Annotated in this window: 14 protein-coding genes; 5 read left to right on the plus strand and 9 right to left on the minus strand. The window is 75.0% G+C overall.

Features of this window, described 5'->3' with window-relative positions; genetic code table 11:
• Positions 1-181: 181 nt before the first annotated feature.
• The 8 genes from AC3EUJ_RS31455 to AC3EUJ_RS31490 all read right to left on the minus strand — a co-directional run bounded on the left by AC3EUJ_RS31455 (position 182) and on the right by AC3EUJ_RS31490 (position 7,005).
• Positions 182-1,279, minus strand: coding sequence for a HAMP domain-containing sensor histidine kinase (locus AC3EUJ_RS31455; protein ID WP_431967383.1), 1,098 nt, complete (start codon positions 1,277-1,279; stop codon positions 182-184).
• The gene (locus AC3EUJ_RS31460) at positions 1,276-2,022 is read right to left on the minus strand and encodes a response regulator transcription factor (RefSeq protein WP_431967385.1); all 747 of its coding nucleotides are present in this window, start codon (positions 2,020-2,022) and stop codon (positions 1,276-1,278) included. Before AC3EUJ_RS31460 ends, AC3EUJ_RS31455 begins: the two co-directional genes overlap by 4 nt.
• 61 nt (positions 2,023-2,083) lie before the next feature.
• Positions 2,084-2,767 (minus strand): spermidine synthase family protein, encoded by a 684-nt coding sequence (locus AC3EUJ_RS31465; protein WP_431967387.1) that lies wholly within the window; start codon positions 2,765-2,767, stop codon positions 2,084-2,086.
• Between the two features lie 43 nt (positions 2,768-2,810).
• Complete coding sequence (locus AC3EUJ_RS31470; RefSeq protein WP_431967389.1) at positions 2,811-3,422, minus strand: hypothetical protein; 612 nt, start codon at positions 3,420-3,422, stop codon at positions 2,811-2,813.
• A gap of 31 nt (positions 3,423-3,453) precedes the next feature.
• Positions 3,454-4,773: a hypothetical protein gene (locus tag AC3EUJ_RS31475; protein ID WP_431967391.1), complete on the minus strand. Its 1,320-nt coding sequence runs from the start codon at positions 4,771-4,773 to the stop codon at positions 3,454-3,456.
• Entirely contained in the window at positions 4,770-5,555 is a 786-nt protein-coding gene (locus AC3EUJ_RS31480) for an ABC transporter ATP-binding protein (protein WP_431967393.1), read from the minus strand. The genes AC3EUJ_RS31475 and AC3EUJ_RS31480 overlap by 4 nt, the downstream gene beginning before the upstream one ends.
• On the minus strand, positions 5,552-6,445 hold the full coding sequence (locus AC3EUJ_RS31485; RefSeq protein WP_431967395.1) for a zf-HC2 domain-containing protein: 894 nt from the start codon (positions 6,443-6,445) through the stop codon (positions 5,552-5,554). Before AC3EUJ_RS31485 ends, AC3EUJ_RS31480 begins: the two co-directional genes overlap by 4 nt.
• The gene (locus tag AC3EUJ_RS31490) at positions 6,442-7,005 is read right to left on the minus strand and encodes an RNA polymerase sigma factor (RefSeq protein WP_431967397.1); all 564 of its coding nucleotides are present in this window, start codon (positions 7,003-7,005) and stop codon (positions 6,442-6,444) included. The genes AC3EUJ_RS31485 and AC3EUJ_RS31490 overlap by 4 nt, the downstream gene beginning before the upstream one ends.
• Before the next feature lie 378 nt (positions 7,006-7,383).
• On the opposite strand from AC3EUJ_RS31490, the gene lon reads away from it, so the two are divergent.
• Positions 7,384-9,825 (plus strand): endopeptidase La, encoded by a 2,442-nt coding sequence (lon, locus tag AC3EUJ_RS31495; RefSeq protein WP_431967399.1) that lies wholly within the window; start codon positions 7,384-7,386, stop codon positions 9,823-9,825.
• 265 nt (positions 9,826-10,090) lie between these two features.
• Positions 10,091-10,519 carry a MarR family winged helix-turn-helix transcriptional regulator gene (locus tag AC3EUJ_RS31500; protein ID WP_431967437.1) on the plus strand — a complete coding sequence of 143 codons (429 nt, stop codon included), beginning with the start codon at positions 10,091-10,093 and terminating at the stop codon, positions 10,517-10,519.
• 61 nt (positions 10,520-10,580) lie between these two features.
• Here AC3EUJ_RS31500 and AC3EUJ_RS31505 read toward each other — a convergent pair whose 3' ends face one another.
• Positions 10,581-11,426 carry a hypothetical protein gene (locus AC3EUJ_RS31505; protein ID WP_431967401.1) on the minus strand — a complete coding sequence of 282 codons (846 nt, stop codon included), beginning with the start codon at positions 11,424-11,426 and terminating at the stop codon, positions 10,581-10,583.
• Between the two features lie 363 nt (positions 11,427-11,789).
• On the opposite strand from AC3EUJ_RS31505, the gene AC3EUJ_RS31510 reads away from it, so the two are divergent.
• From AC3EUJ_RS31510 to AC3EUJ_RS31520, 3 genes are read left to right on the plus strand one after another with little or no spacing between them, the layout of a single operon-like run.
• Positions 11,790-14,375 (plus strand): sensor histidine kinase, encoded by a 2,586-nt coding sequence (locus AC3EUJ_RS31510; RefSeq protein ID WP_431967402.1) that lies wholly within the window; start codon positions 11,790-11,792, stop codon positions 14,373-14,375.
• Positions 14,375-14,890, plus strand: coding sequence for a roadblock/LC7 domain-containing protein (locus tag AC3EUJ_RS31515; protein WP_431967403.1), 516 nt, complete (start codon positions 14,375-14,377; stop codon positions 14,888-14,890). The genes AC3EUJ_RS31510 and AC3EUJ_RS31515 overlap by 1 nt, the downstream gene beginning before the upstream one ends.
• Positions 14,890-15,315, plus strand: coding sequence for a DUF742 domain-containing protein (locus AC3EUJ_RS31520; protein ID WP_431967405.1), 426 nt, complete (start codon positions 14,890-14,892; stop codon positions 15,313-15,315). Before AC3EUJ_RS31515 ends, AC3EUJ_RS31520 begins: the two co-directional genes overlap by 1 nt.
• Position 15,316 lies beyond the last annotated feature (1 nt).

Below are 15,316 nucleotides of genomic sequence, written 5' to 3' on the forward strand. Positions count from 1 at the left end.
TCACAAGGTGATGGACAGCGGAAATAAAGGCTACGCCTACCCGAGCGTTTCCTGCAGGCGGGGAGGCCAGTCGTCGCCTAAGTCACATCGGAAAGGCGGTTTCGGCGCGGAGTTTGGCGGGAATGAGGTGCTGAATCGACTGGTCCGGTTGCCTCTGGCAACATCCGCCCAGGCTGGAGCGTCAAGCCGACGCCGGGGCGGTACCCGGGAGGGTGACGCGGATCCGGCAGCCGCGGGGGGATTCCGCGACCGCGATACGTCCGCCGTGGAGATCCACCGCCCAGCGCGCGATCGCCAGCCCGAGCCCCGTCCCGCCGTCGCCCGGTCCCGCGGTGCCGCGGTTGAACCGCTCGAAGACGCGGGTGCGCTCGGCCTCCGGTATGCCCGGGCCCTCGTCCAGGACCTCCAGGTCGAGGCTGCCTGGGCCGGTGCCGCGGCGGGCGCGGACGGTGACCCGGCCGCTGGGCGGGCTGTGCTTGACGGCGTTGTCGATCAGGTTGGCGACCACCTGGTGCAGCCGCTCGGCGTCCGCGTACGCGGTCAGCTCCGGCGGCGAGACGTCCAGGTGGAGGTGGACGTCCTTGCGCGCCCGCCCGGCGGGCGCCTGGGAGTCCTGCAGGCCGAGCCCGGCGGTCTTGATCACCGCCGACAGGTAGGGCCAGACCTCGAAACGCTTGGCGTCCAGCGGCACGATGCCGTTGTCCAGGCGGGAGAGGTCCAGCAGGTGGGCGACGAGCAGGCTCAGCCGCTCCGCCTGCTGCAGCGCGGTGCGCATGGTCTCCGGGTCGGCCTCGCAGACCCCGTCCACGACGTTCTCCAGGACCGCGCGCAGTGCCGCGATCGGGGTGCGCAGCTCGTGCGAGACATTCGCCACCAGCTCCTTGCGGTGCTGGTCGACGGCCTCCAGGTCGGCGGCCATCCGGTTGAAGGTCTCGGCCAGCTCGCCGACCTCGTCGCGGCGCACGGCCGTGACCCGCCGGCTGTAGTCGCCGCGCGCCATGGCACCGGCGACCGAGGTCATCTCACGCAGCGGCGCGGTCAGCCCGTGCGCCACCAGTTGCGAGATCAGCAGTGAGGCGATGATCGAGAAGATCGTGATGATCCGGATCTCGGTCGCGGAGTGCATCGCCACGAAGATCAGGCCCGTGGTGATGAGCACCGAGGCGAGCACCAGGTACTGCAGCGCCGCCTTGATCGACCGGAAGGGGTCGTACGGCCTCAGCGCGGCCCAGACACGTTCCCGCAGCGTCGGCGGGCGCGGCGCGCTGTAGGGGCTCACGGCGTGGGCGTCTCGAGCGCGTAGCCGACCCCGTGCACGGTACGGATGCGTTCCGCGCCGATCTTCCGCCGCAGTGCCTTGACGTGGCTGTCGACGGTGCGGGTGCCGGAGGCGTCCGCCCAGTCCCACACCTCGGCGAGCAGCTGCTCCCGGGAGAGCACCGCGCGCGGCTGCTGTGCCAGGCAGACCAGCAGGTCGAACTCGGTCGGGGTGAGGTGCACGTCGGCACCCCGGACCCGGACCCGGCGCTGGGCGTTGTCGATCTCCAGGTCGCCGAGCTGCATGTTGGCGCCGCGCGGGTCGCGTGCGGCGATCGTGGCGCGCTCCACGCGGCGCAGCAGCACATGGACCCGGGCGACCAGCTCGCGCAGCGAGAAGGGCTTGGTCATGTAGTCGTCGGCGCCCACGCCGAGCCCGACCAGCATGTCGGTCTCGTCGTCCCGGGCGGTCAGCATCAGCACCGGGACCGGACGTGAGGCCTGCACGCGGCGGCAGACCTCCAGGCCGTCGTACCCGGGGAGCATGACGTCGAGGACGAGGAGGTCGGGCTGCCAGGAGGCGGCGGTCTCCACGGCGGCGGGACCGTCGCCCGCGGTGCGGACCTGGAAGCCCTCGGCCCGCAGGCGTACCGCGATGGCGTCGGCGATCGTGGCGTCGTCCTCCACCACCAGCACGCGGCGCTGCGCACCGGGGGTGGCCGCCACCGCTGCGGCGTCGGCCGTCGTCGGCTGTGTGCTGTCCATGTGGGGTCCCCCATGGTCGTTTGCGTTGCGCTGCAGCGTACGGGGCGGGACGACGCCGCGGCTATGCGGGTTTGATTGCCAGGTGCACGACATCCGGAACGCCCCGATTCACCGGGATCTCGATGGTCCGGACCTGCGTGAACCGCGCCGACCGCAGTGCGTCCTCGAACGCGGCGGACGGCTGCGCCGACCATACCGCCAGTACGCCACCGGGTTCGAGCCGCTCCCCGCAGGCCGCGAGGCCCGCCGGACCGTACAGCCCCCCGTTGCCCTCGGTGACCGTCCAGTCCGGGCCGTTGTCGATGTCCAGGCACAGTGCGTCGTACGTCACGTCCGCGTTCCGGACGTACGCCACCAGATCGCCCTCGACCACGCTGACCCGCGGGTCCTCCAGCGCGTGCTCGGAGAAGGCGCCCAGCGGTCCCGAGCGGTGCCAGTCGACCACCGCCCGCTCCCGCTCGGCCACCGCGATGCGCGTCCACCGCGGTTCGGCCGCCGCCCGCGCGAGCGAGAAACCCACCCCGAGTCCGCCGATCAGCACCGACAGGTCCGCCCGGTCCGCCGGCAGCGCGTCCAGCGCCGCGTCGACGAGCAGCCGCTCCGAGCGGCCGTCGGAGGTGTCCATCAGGAAGGTGCCGTTGGCGATGATCTCGTAGCGCCCGCCGGTGCGCCGCAGGGCGACCTCGCCGAACGGCCCGTCACGCCGGTCGAGCGTGACGGGCCGTTCCTCGTCGTTCGTGTACATGGACCCAGCGTAATGAGGCGGGTCCGCGGGCCGGACGGAGTATTTACCCGCGGCCCTCCGGGGCCGGCCCCCGGACGGCCACCAGGGCCGCGCCGCCCACGAAGAGGGCGACGGCGGTCACCCATGCCGCGGACTGCGCGCCCGGCTGCATCGACCAGGCCCACACGGCGGCCGCTCCGCCCGGCGTACGGGGCGCCACGAGATAGACGGCGCCGCCGTAGAGCACCGGCGGCAGCCAGCTCAGCCGGGCACCCAGGACGGCGGCGCCCGCGGCCGCGAGCCCGGTGAAGCCGAGGACACCCCGGACCATCGTCGGGGCGCCGAAGTGGCCGGGGTCCCCGGGGACCGCGACGCCCAGGCAGAGCACCGCCGGCCCGGTGAGGGCGAGCAGGTGCACGGCCCGCCACCGCCACCAGGGCAGCGGGGCACCGCGGTCCACTTCCCGGGAGTGGGTGTGGAGCGAGACGCCGATGACGGCCGCCGTGAGGACCGGGGCGAGGACGACCACCGGGACGCGCGCGCCGGTGCCGTAGAACGGGCGGCCGACCAGCCAGTCCGCGCTCCAGCGGGAGGCGGCGAAGAGGACGGCCAGCGCGGCGGCGGCGCCGGGCAGGCCGCGCGAGCGGACATAGAGCGACAGAAGGGAAGGGGTCATCGTGAGGCCTCCTCGACGGGTCCGGTGGGGGTCACGGCGCCGGCACCCCGCCGATGTCGCAGGCCCGGACGCCGGCCAGGTAACGGCCCAGCCAGGCGCGGCGGTCGTCGGGCGTCATGGCGCGCAACCGGTCCGCCGCCGCGCGCGCGAGGCGGTTCCCGGCCCCGTCGGCGGGGGAGAGGGGTCGCCCGAGGCGCAGCCACTCCTGGGCGGCGTACTCATTGGCGTGGGCGCGCGCACCGACCTGGTTCCTCTCGCACGGAGCCGTGGAGGAGACGGCGTACACGAAGTCCCGGTAGAGCATGCCGTCGTCGCCGAGGCGGCCTCGGAAGACGCCGCCGTACAGCTGGAACCGGACCTCCCCGGGCGGCGCCGTCTCCGGCGATCCCCCCTCGCGGTACCGGACGGGCGCTCCCGGGGCGCCGTCCAGCCGGGCGTCGATGCGGTCCACCACCGCGCGTACCGCGGGCAGCGCCGAGCCGTGCACCGCGCGGACGCACACCGTCGGGGTGCCCTGGTCGCAGACGAGCGCGGAAGCGGCGGGGTCGGGACGCCACAGATCGTCGTCGCTGCGGTACAGGACGGACGCGGCCGCGACGGCGACGACCAGCGGCAGAACGGCGATCACCCGCCGCCGGGCGTGACCGGCCAGCAGCGCGGCGGCGGCCGGTCCGGCGCACCACACCGCCGCGACGGGGCCCGCCCACCAGACCGGGGCGTCACCGGGGGGACCGGCGTACGCGGGGCTGAGCACCGTGGCGCCTGACTCGCCGTAGGCGCCGATGCCGAGCAGCAGATACCCGGCGACCGCGAGCAGCGGTGCCGTGAACCGCCAGGGCAGGGCCCGCCCCGCCGCGAAACCGAGCGCGCCCATGGCGGCCAGCGCCACCGCGTCGGCGGCCGGCCGGTCCCACGAGGGGTGGCCGTAGGACGCGTACGGCAGGACCAGCGCCAGACACAGGCCCGCTGCCGTCAGATAGCCCAGCACCGGCCAGACCATCGACGGCAGGGCCGCCACCAGCGCCCTGCGCAGCGGTGACCGCGCGGCCGAGGCGAGCAGGTCGCCGGTGCCGCGCCGCCGTTCGCGCCCGCCCTGCCAGCAGCCCGCGGCGAGGGCGAGCGGACCGCCGAGGAGCAGGCCCGCCTCGCGCAGCGAGCCGTGGAGCACCGCCCAGCTGTCCCCCAGCGAGTACCGCCTGGCCAGTACGGCGACGAGGACGCCGCCGGCCACGGCGACCCCCGTCCACGGCCCGTAGCCGCGCAGCAGCTCGGTGCGGGGGGCGCGCCGCGCACGGGGCGCGGCGGCGGGAGGTGCCTGCGGAGGGGAGACCAGGGTGTCCGTGGTGCTCATACGGCGGCCTCCCGGACGCCGGCGGCCGCGGCGCGGTGGCGGCGCAGCGCCGCCGTGTAGCCGCGCTCGATCGGGCTGTCCCCGGCCCCGTCGTCGTCCCCGGCCGCGGCCAGTTCCGCCGCCGTACCGCGGAAGGCGACCCGGCCGCCGGCGAGCAGCGTCACGTCCGTGCAGGCGGCGGCCACGTCCTCGACGAGGTGGGTGGCGACCAGGACGGTCGCGGTGGCGCCCACTTCCCTGAGCAGGGCGCGGAACTCCACCCGCTGCTCCGGGTCGAGGCCGGCCGTCGGCTCGTCGAGCAGCAGCAGGTACGGGTCGTTGACGATGGCCTGGGCGATGCCGACCCGGCGCACCATGCCGCCGGACAGGGTCCTGAGCTTCGCGTCGGCACGGTCGCCGAGGCCGACCCGCTCCAGTGCCCGCTCGACGGCCGCCGGTACCGCGGTCGCGGGCATCTCCTTGAGCCAGGCCACGTAGGCCACGAACTCGCGCGCAGTGAAGCCCGGGTAGTAGCCGAACTCCTGCGGCAGGTAGCCGAGGCGCCGCCGGATCGCGGTGCGCCCGGGCTGGGTCGCCGGATCGTGGCCCAGCAGTTCCAGGCGGCCCGACTGGTGCCCGGCCACGGTGGCCAGCACCCGGATCAGCGAGGTCTTCCCGGCGCCGTTGGGGCCGAGAAGCCCGTGGACTCCGCGCCCGAACCGCAGGTCGAGGGCTTCCAGGGCGGTGGTCCTGCGGTGTCTCACGGTCAGACCGTCGACGGAGACGGTCGTCTCGGTGCTCATGGGCGCTCCAGGTGGTCGAAAGAGGTACGGCGAAGGATCAGAAGAAGGGCGCAGGCGGCGCCGGCCGCGGCCCAGGCGGGCTGCGCGGTGGGGGAGAGCAGCAGGGGGGCGGACTCGGGTGGGAGCCCGCACAGGACGACCGCGCACAGCCAGCCCCCGGTCACCACGGCGGCGGCCCGGTGGCAGCCTGTCCAGCTGCCCAGCGCGAGCGTGGCCCCGGTGAGCACGAGGCCCGGCAGCAGCCACGCCACCGCCGCGCCCGTGCCCGCCAGGACGCCTCCGGCGGCGGTCAGCAGCGGCACGCACACCGCCAGCACGGCTCCGGTGCGCGTCAGCAGCAGCCGCAGCCCGCCGGAGGGCGTCGACGCGGCCAGCTCGTGGGCCGGATCGCCGTACCGCCCGTACGCGAGGGCCACGCCCACCGGCGGCAGCGCCGGGGTGAGTACCAGCAGCCAGGGGCGTCCCTGCGGCGCCCAGCCGAAACGTGTCAGCGCCACGGCCGCCGCCAGCATCAGCAGCACCGACGCCACCCAGGCGGGACGCAGCGTGCGCGCGGAGCGGACCGCGGCGAGCCAGGGCCGGGCAGCGGCCGTCCGCGGCTCCGCCCTCGGCGGCGAGGTGCCCGCGGCCGCGGCGAGCACGGCGTCCCGGACCTCGGCGAGGACCGCTCCGCCCGCGCCCGCCCGGACCAGCGCGGAGATCCGGGCGGAGCAGGCCGCGCACGACTCCAGGTGCTTGTCCACCGACCAGGCGGCGGTGTCGGCGAGGGTGCCGTCGGCGTAGGCGGCGGCGGTGTCCTCGGGTACGTGCCAGGCGCCGCGGTTCCGGCGCGGGGCCGAGCGCGGGGTCGACGGGGAACGCCGGGGGCGCCCCCGGGCCGGGGTCATCATGCGGTACCTCCCGCGGGGTCGAGGGCCGCGAGGGCGGCGCGCAGTTCCCGGCGCGCTCGCGAGGCCCGGGTCTTGACGGTGCCTTCGGGGATGCCGAGCAGGCGCGCGGTCTCACGGGTGGTGAGGCCGTCGATCACGGTGGCCCGCAGCACGGCCCGCAGCTCCGGGGAGATCCGGTCGAGCGCGGCGCCCACGTCGCCGTACTCCAGCCCGGCCAGGACGTGCTCCTCGGCGGAGGGGGTGGTGCCCGGTTCCTCGGCGGCCAGCAGGTCGCGGGTGCCGGCCCGCGCCGCGGCGCGGCGGGCGTCCGCCAGTCGCCGAACGGCGATCACCCACAACCAGCCGCCCACGGCTCCGCCGCGATGGCCCCGCGCGGAGCGCCAGGCCGTGACGAAGGTGTCCTGCAGCACCTCACGGACGGTCTCGGGGTCGGAGCAGCGCCGCGTGAGCCGGGCGTGCAGCCATCCGGAATGGCGGTCATACAGATCCGCGAGGGCCTGGGCGTCGCCCCGGGCGATCGCGCGCAGGAGCGCGTCGTCCCCGGGGGGCTCGTGGCTCATGGGCCGGAAGAGTCTCACACCCCTCTATCGCCGCCGCTGCCGCCGGCGGTTCTCGGGGGCGCGTGTCCGGTGAGGCCGGAGGCCGCGTCTGCCGACGGTCGTGGCCGGCGAGGCGAGGAGTCCACCCCGCGGGCCCGAAGCCAGCCCCTCTCAGTGGCTGCCGCCCGGCTCGGAACAGCCGGTCTCCGGACACGTGCTCCCGGTTCGCCCGCGCCGGGCGCCGACGGGCGGGCCGCGCAGACGCCGATGCCGTCGGTGTCGCCGTCGACACGGTGCGCGCCGCGGCTGATCGCTCAGAGCGAACGCGGCCTGGGGAACACCGAGGGCATCAGATGCATTGAGCCTGTGTAGCTCAACTTCATTGCTTAGGGAGAGATAATGGCTCAATCGTCTTCGTCGGCGTTCGCGCCGCTCACCCTGCCCGTGCTGCCCCTCGACGACGCGGTGGTCCTGCCCGGCATGGTCGTGCCGGTGGACCTGACCGACGCCGAGGCGCGGGCCGCGGTCGAGGCCGCCCAGGCCGCACAGCGGTCCGGTCGGCCCGGTCTCGGCAACAAGCCGCGGGTCCTGCTCGTTCCCCGGGTCGACGGGGACTACGTGGGCGTCGGCACACTGGGCACCGTCGAGCAGGTGGGACGCCTGTCGGACGGCGATCCCGGTGCCGTGCTCCGTGCCGTGAGCCGCGTGCGCATCGGCGCAGGCACGACGGGCCCCGGCGGCGCCCTGTGGGTGGAGGGCACCGAGCTCTCCGAGCCCGCACCGGCCGAGGCCCCCGGCACCGTCGCGGAGCTCATGAAGGAATACAAGGCGCTGGCCACCAGCTGGCTGCGCAAGCGGGGCGCCTGGCAGGTCGTGGACCGCGTCCAGCAGATCGAGGACGTCTCGCAGCTCGCCGACAACGCCGGCTACTCCGGCTTCCTGACCACCAAGCAGCGCATCGAGCTGCTGGAGACCCTGGACCCGGTCGCCCGGCTGCGGCTGGCCACGCAGTGGCTGCGCGACCACCTGGCCGAGCAGGACGTCGCCGAGACCATCCGCAAGGACGTCCAGGAGGGCATGGAGAAGCAGCAGCGCGAGTTCCTGCTCCGCCAGCAACTGCAGGCCGTCCGCAAGGAGCTGGCCGAGCTGAACGGCGACCCGGAGGACGAGGCGGACGACTACCGTTCCCGCGTCGAGGCCGCCGACCTGCCCGAGAAGGTGCGCGAGGCCGCCCTGAAGGAGGTCGAGAAGCTGGAGCGGTCCAGCGACGCGTCCCCCGAGGGCAGCTGGATCCGCACCTGGCTGGACACCGTCCTGGAGCTGCCGTGGAACACCACGACCCAGGACGCCTACGACATCCCCGGCGCGCGGGCGGTGCTGGACGCCGACCACGCGGGCCTGGAGGACGTGAAGGAACGCATCACCGAGTACCTGGCCGTGCGCAAGCGCCGCACCGACCGCGGACTCGGGGTCGTCGGCGGCCGTCGCGGAGGCGCGGTGCTGGCCCTGGTGGGCCCGCCCGGCGTCGGCAAGACCTCGCTCGGCGAGTCCGTGGCCCGCGCCATGGGGCGCAAGTTCGTGCGCGTCGCGCTCGGCGGCGTCCGCGACGAGGCGGAGATCCGCGGCCACCGGCGCACCTACGTGGGCGCGCTGCCCGGCCGTGTCGTCCGCGCCATCAAGGAGGCCGGGTCGATGAACCCGGTGGTCCTGCTGGACGAGATCGACAAGGTCGGCTCCGACTACCGCGGCGACCCGGCCGCGGCCCTGCTGGAGGTCCTGGACCCGGCGCAGAACCACACCTTCCGGGACCACTACCTGGAGGTCGAGCTGGACCTGAGCGACGTGGTGTTCCTCGCCACCGCCAACGTCCTGGAGGCCATCCCGGAGCCGCTGCTGGACCGCATGGAGCTGGTGCGGCTGGACGGCTACACCGAGGACGAGAAGGTCGTCATCGCCCGTGACCACCTGCTGCCGCGCCAGCGCGAGCTGGCCGGGCTCGGCGAGGACGAGGTGACGGTCGACGACGCGGCCCTGCGCAGGCTGGCCGGGGAGTACACCCGCGAGGCGGGGGTGCGCACCCTGGAGCGGTCGATCGCCCGCATCCTGCGGAAGGTCGCCGCCAAGCACGAGCTCGGCGAGCGCGAGCTGCCGTACACCGTGACCCCGGAGGACCTGCGCGAGCTCATCGGGCGGCCGCACCACGTGCCGGAGTCCGCGCAGGACCCGCAGGAGCGGCGCACGGCGGTGCCGGGCGTGTCCACGGGTCTGGCGGTGACCGGCGCGGGCGGTGACGTCCTCTACATCGAGGCGTCGCTGGCCGACCCGGAGACCGGCGGCAGCGGACTGCAGCTCACCGGCCAGCTGGGCGACGTGATGAAGGAGTCCGCGCAGATCGCGCTCTCCTTCCTGCGCTCGCACGGCGCCGAACTGGAGCTGCCGGTCGGTGACCTGAAGGAGCGCGGCGTCCACCTGCACGTCCCGGCGGGCGCGGTTCCCAAGGACGGGCCGAGCGCGGGCATCACCATGACCACGGCGCTGGCCTCGCTCCTGTCGGGGCGCCGGGTCCGTGACGACGTGGCGATGACCGGCGAGGTGTCGCTGACCGGGCGTGTGCTGCCGATCGGTGGCGTCAAGCAGAAGCTGCTGGCGGCGCACCGTGCCGGGATCACCACCGTGGTGATCCCCAAGAGGAACGAGGCGGATCTGGACGACGTCCCCGCCGAGGTCCTGGAGAAGCTGGAGGTCCACGCGGTCTCGGACGTCCGGCACGTGCTGAAGCTGGCCCTGGTGCCCGCCGTCACCGAGGCGGACTCCGGCCTGGAGGCCTCGGTCGCGGCCTGAGCCGAGGCCCCTGACCGGGTGAATGGACAGCGGCCCCTCCCACGGCCTGAGGAGGGGCCGCTCCCGTGCGTGCGGCCCGCGGCGGGCGCGGGCCGGTCGCCGGGACACCGGACGCGGAAGGGCCCCTGGTCACGCCGTTGGTGCACGCCTGCGAAATACTGGGGACGCTGCGCGTACGGCGGCCGGAGACGAGTAGTTCTCACGACGGAAGGCGGGTGACCAGGTGGCCGGAACCGCCGGCTCCCCCAGGGAGGCGGACCCCGTGATGGAGGCGCTCGAACGCGAGCTCACCGTCCTGTTGCGGCGTGCCCGCGCCTCCTCCGGCGAGATGGCCCGCGAGGTCCACCCGGACCTGGAGCCCGCGGCGTACGGGATTCTCGCCAGGCTCGCCGAGACCGGCCCCGAGCGGGCCACCGTGCTCGCCGGCTACTTCGGCGTCGGCAAGGCCACGATGAGCCGTCAACTGCGCGCCCTGGAGGTGCTCGGGCTCATCCGGCGCGAGCCCGACCCCGCCGACGGCCGGGCCTTCCTGGTGCAGCTCACCACGGAGGGCGCCGAGCGCTTCTCACGCGTCCGCCAGGCCCGCCGGGCGCGCTACGTCAACCGCCTCAGCGGCTGGGACCGGGACGAACTGCGGGAACTGGCCCGGCTGCTGGGCCAGCTGAACGCCTCGCAGGAGCAGGAGAGCGCGTAGCGCCCGACCCGTGGGGTCCCCGACCCGTGTGGTCCTGCGCCCGGCGTACGCCATGCCGCCGTCACCACCGGGCGAACACCGCGGTCGCGTCGTCGCGTGCCTTGCCGCGCGGGAAGTGGATGCCTTCCGGGTCCGCGTGCTCCGCGGCGCGCACGCGCCGCAGGAGCTCCTCGGGGCCGGCCTTGCGCAGCAGCGTGAACGTGCCCCGCCAGTCCTGCTCGTGGAAGACCTCGACCAGCCGGGCGGCGCCGTCCGTCAGGGCCGCGACCGCGCGGACCTGCGAGCGCGGCCGGGTGCCGGTGACGGCGCGTGCCGCGACCGCGGGGTCCGCCGCCGCGGTGAAGAAGCCGCCCTCGACGTTGCGCAGGGCCTCCACCGCCCGCCCGTACTCCGCCGCCGCCGCGGCGCGGGCGGCGGTGCCGCGCGGCAGGGCACGCACCGCGGCGCGCAGCGCGGGCACCGGACCGGGCAGCCGGCGCAGCCGGTCGTCGAGCACGGCACCGACGTGACCTACGGTGTCCTCGATGAGCAACACCGAGTCGGATAGCACCAGATGCTCCAGGGTGTCCGCATTCCAGCGGACCGCCACCACGGTCGCCTGCGGGGTGCGACGGTGATAAAGGTCACAGGTGTCGCGGTGCGCGTCGGCAGTGCGCCGGAGGGATTCCGCGAGACACTCCGCCAGGCTCGGGGCCGCGGGCGAAACGGACAGTTCGATCATGGATCCGCCCAGGTGGGCGACGTACCAGGGGACGTCGTGACGGCATCCGGTGAGGCCGTCGGGAGGGGTCACGCCGTCCAGCAGGACCAGTGAACCGCCGCCGCCTGACGCGGGCATGGCCACCGCGACGAAGTCCTCGTTGGGGCGTCCGGGGCTGCCGGGCTCGGTCGCCGTCTCGATGCGCATGCGGCCAGTCTCCAGCAACCGCCCGGGGGAGCTGTTCGAACCCCGGGGGTGGTCACCGGGGGTTACCGGTGAGTGAAGGTGCGCATCCTGCCAGGGCGGCGGCTCCGATGCCAGTTCCGGATCCGGCCGACCGGCAGACGCACGCGTAACGATCCAGTCGGGGAGTTGAACGTCAACTTGTCGGTGCGATTCACTCGTTCGAGTGTCGGGGCGGGGGACGCACATCCGCATTCCGGGCCGGCCTGAGAAGGTCGGGACGATGCCGGGATGAGGCCAGACGTTGCCGTGCTCGGCGCTCGGCGCTCGGCCGATGTGTCGTCATCTCGAGACCAGTTGACAGGCGAGACGGGATAGCGAGCACCGGTGCGAACACGACGTAACCCGCGGACCAAGCGCGTACGGCAGAGACTGCTGGGCGCCCTGCTGATCTGCGCCGTCACGGTCCTGGCCGCGTCCGCTCCGGGCGTGGCCACCGGCGTGCGCGATCTGGCCGAGTCCCAGCGGCTGGTGGGCATGGCACGGCTGGAGGCCCAGGCGGTCTCGTTGTCCCACGCCCTGGCAGACGAACGCGACGGCATGGCCGTCCACGTGGCCGGCGGCCGTTCCGCCGAGGGCGGCACGGGTGTCTCCGGGACCCAGCGGCAGCGGGTCGACCGCCAGACCGAGGAGGTGCTGGCGGCGGCGGCCGACGCCGACACCGACGACGCCCCGGCCTTCGCCGACGCGACCGCCGAGGTCGTCCGGCAGCTTCGGGAACTGCCCGCCGTCCGGCGGAAGGTGCTCTCCGGCCCCGGCCCCGGCTCCGCCGAGGCGGTCGTCGCGGCCTACGACCCGGTGATCCGGGCGCTGAACGGGGTCGGCTCCGCCGTCGCCCGCTCGCTGCCCGCCCGCGGTGCCTCCGCCGACACCACCGCGCTGCCCGACCTCGCCCGCGCCGTCGACCAGGCTTCCGTCCAGCGCGGCCTGCTGGTCGGCGCGCTCACCGCGGGCGGCGAGCAGTCCGACCTGGTCGGCGCCGCGCAGACCGCCGCCGTCAGCGAGCGGTCCGCGCTCGCCGGCTTCCGCGGCGGTGCCTCGCGGGCCGCGGTCGAGCAGTACGACCAGACGGTCACCGGCTCCGACGTCAACCTGGCCGACAAGCGCCTGAAGCAACTGCTGAACGGCTCCTCGCTGTCCGCCGCCGACCACGCGCTGAAGCCGGGAGCGGTCCAGGCGGCGCTCTCGGCGCGGGTCGACATGATGCGCGGCGTCGAGTCCTCGCTCGCGGCCGCCGCCGCCGACCGGCTCGCCGCGCTGCGCGACGACGACGTGACGGCCCTCGAACTCCACGTCGCCCTCGCCTCGGTGTGCTTCCTGCTCGTTCTCGGTGTCGGCGTCTCCACGGCCCGCTCGATCACCCGGCCGGCCGCCGCGCTGGGCCGCTTCGCCCGTGGGGACGTCCCCGCCGGGGAACAGGTCAGAGTCGTCGGCTCCGACGAGTTCGCGGCGACGGCCCGGGCCGTCAACGCGCTCCGCGCCGAGGTCGCCGGGCTGCGCGGGCGCGTCGCCGATCAGGACGCGGAGCACACCAGGCTCCAGGGCGTACGGGACGCCCTCGCCGCGGAACGCGACGCGCTGCACGGCCGGCAGGAGGCACTCACCGCGCGCCTGGGCACCCTGCGGGGCGACGTGCACGGCACCTACGTCAGCCTGACGATGCGCACCCTCGGTCTGGTCGAGCGCCAGCTCACGCTGATCGAGCGACTGGAGGAACTCGTCCACGACCCGGACGAGCTCGCCCAGCTGTTCAGGCTGGACCACCTGGCCACCCGGATGCGCCGCAACAGCGAGAACCTGCTGCTGCTCGCCGGCGCCGAGCACGGCCACGCACACCCCAAGCCCGTCCCGCTGGTCGACGTGGCGCGCGCCGCGGTCTCCGAGATCGACAAGTACGAGCGGGTCCGCATCCAGCAGTTGCCCGCGGGACGCATCGCCGGCTTCGCCTGCGACGACCTCAGCCACCTGATCGCCGAGCTCCTGGAGAACGCGGCCGCGTTCTCCCCGCCGGAGACCGAGGTGGAGCTGTCCGGCTGGACGCTGGAGAGCGGCGAGCTGATGCTGTCGGTCGAGGACCAGGGCATCGGCATCCCCACGGCCCGGCTGGACGAGCTCAACGCGCTGCTGACCGAGGCGGATCCCGCGGAGCACGCCTCCGGTGCGGAGGCCACCGGCATCGGCGTCCACGTCGTCGCCCGGCTCGCCGCCCGGCACGGCATCCGCGTCCAGCTCCGCGACGCCAAGCGCGGCGGCACCACCGCCGTGGTGGTCGTCCCCGCGGCGCTCACCGCTCCCGCGCAGGACCCGGAAGGCCCGCAGACCCCGGTGGAGGCGGCCGTCGCGGGCGAGCCGTGGCGGCCGCGCGAGGCGCAGCGGCGTGCGCGCGAGGAGCGGGCCGGGGAGCCGGAGCGGACGGCACCGGCGGCCGTGGAGCCCGTGTGGGAGCCGGCGCCCGGGCCGGGCGACACAACCGGGCCCGGGGGCCACGCCGTCGAGCACGCCCGCGCCGACCAGCCCGCCCCCGCACCGGAAGCCGCGCCGGCACCGGCCGAGGCGCCCGCGACTTCGCCCGCGGCGCCCGCACCGGACTCCGCGCGGGTGCCGGAGGGCGCGGGGCTCACCGCCAAGGGGCTTCCGCAGCGGGTGCCACGGTCCACGGGGCTCTCGGGTGAACCGCAGGTCCGCGGACGGGCCCGGCAGGGCGGCGGCGTCGACCCGGAGGAGCTGCGGCGCAAGCTCGGCGGCTTCGCCCGGGGCCTGCGCGACGGCCGGGCGGAGGCCGAGGCCGAGACGCGGGAGATCCGGCGCGGCCTGCCCGCCCCGAGGACGGCCGCGGACGCGGCCGCGACGGCAGGCAGTTCGGGGGGACACCAACAAGTCGAAGCCGAAGGCGTCGAGGAGGCACGCGGTTGATGTCGGCCGGTACGGACACCCAGAGTGAACGGGGCCTGAGCCACGAGGCACGTAGCCTCCAGTGGCTGCTGAGCAATTTCGTGGAGGACGTGCCCGGGGTCCGCTCCGTGGCCGTCGTGTCCTCGGACGGACTGCTGCTGCTGACCTCGGAGCCCGAGGACGAGGCCGGCGCGGCGGACGAGGACGCGGCGGACGGCGCGGCCGAACGGCCCAAGGGCCCGGCGGGCACCTCCGCCGACCTGGCCACGGTGGTCTCCGGCATCGCCTCGCTGACCGACGGCGCCGCGCGCCTGATGGACGGCGGCGGCGTGCGCCAGACGGCGGTCTCGATGGAGAACGGCAGTGTGTTCGTCATGACGATCGGGGACGGTTCGCTGCTCGGCGTCAGCGCGGACGCCGAGTGCGACATGAGTGTGGTGGCCTACCACATGGCCCTGTTCGTGGGCCGGGCCGGGCATGCGCTCACCCCCGCGCTCCGTACGGAGCTGCGTCACGCGATCGAGGGGGGCCGCTGATGCGCCGTCCGCTGATCGCCGCGGCCCAGACCGCCGCCGCGCTCCCGGTACGGGGCGCCGGGCGCAGGGCCGCCCGGGTGCGGCCGTACGCGCTGACCGGCGGCCGTACGTCCTTCGGCCACGTGCTGCTGGTGGAGACCTTCGTCGCGACGATCGACGGCTCCACCGAGCGCCGGGAGCTGACCTCGGGCAGCTGGGCCGAGCGCGTCATGCCGGAGATGCGGGCCATCGTGGAGCTGTGCCGGCGGATGCGTTCGGTGGCGGAGATCTCGGCGCTGCTGCGCATGCCGCTCGGTGTCGTCCGGGTGCTGCTCAGCGACCTGGCCGATCAGGGAAGGATCCGCGTGTACGGGACCGGGCACGGGCCCGGGGCCCCGGATCGCGCGCTGCTGGAAAGGGTGCTCGGTGGACTTCGCAGGCTCTGAC

The sequence above is a fragment of the Actinacidiphila sp. bgisy160 genome (genome assembly GCF_057707815.1).

Excerpts from the sequence above, each read along its gene's own strand:
- AC3EUJ_RS31515 (WP_431967403.1), top strand. The coding sequence starts at position 14,375 with ATGTCGGCCGGTACGGACACCCAGAGTGAACGGGGCCTGAGCCACGAG.
- AC3EUJ_RS31520 (WP_431967405.1), top strand. The coding sequence starts at position 14,890 with ATGCGCCGTCCGCTGATCGCCGCGGCCCAGACCGCCGCCGCGCTCCCG.
- AC3EUJ_RS31480 (WP_431967393.1), bottom strand. The coding sequence starts at position 5,555 with ATGAGCACCGAGACGACCGTCTCCGTCGACGGTCTGACCGTGAGACAC.
- lon (WP_431967399.1), top strand. The coding sequence starts at position 7,384 with ATGGCTCAATCGTCTTCGTCGGCGTTCGCGCCGCTCACCCTGCCCGTG.
- AC3EUJ_RS31475 (WP_431967391.1), bottom strand. The coding sequence starts at position 4,773 with ATGAGCACCACGGACACCCTGGTCTCCCCTCCGCAGGCACCTCCCGCC.
- AC3EUJ_RS31470 (WP_431967389.1), bottom strand. The coding sequence starts at position 3,422 with ATGACCCCTTCCCTTCTGTCGCTCTATGTCCGCTCGCGCGGCCTGCCC.
- AC3EUJ_RS31460 (WP_431967385.1), bottom strand. The coding sequence starts at position 2,022 with ATGGACAGCACACAGCCGACGACGGCCGACGCCGCAGCGGTGGCGGCC.
- AC3EUJ_RS31500 (WP_431967437.1), top strand. The coding sequence starts at position 10,091 with ATGGAGGCGCTCGAACGCGAGCTCACCGTCCTGTTGCGGCGTGCCCGC.
- AC3EUJ_RS31505 (WP_431967401.1), bottom strand. The coding sequence starts at position 11,426 with ATGCGCATCGAGACGGCGACCGAGCCCGGCAGCCCCGGACGCCCCAAC.
- AC3EUJ_RS31465 (WP_431967387.1), bottom strand. The coding sequence starts at position 2,767 with ATGTACACGAACGACGAGGAACGGCCCGTCACGCTCGACCGGCGTGAC.
- AC3EUJ_RS31490 (WP_431967397.1), bottom strand. The coding sequence starts at position 7,005 with ATGAGCCACGAGCCCCCCGGGGACGACGCGCTCCTGCGCGCGATCGCC.
- AC3EUJ_RS31485 (WP_431967395.1), bottom strand. The coding sequence starts at position 6,445 with ATGATGACCCCGGCCCGGGGGCGCCCCCGGCGTTCCCCGTCGACCCCG.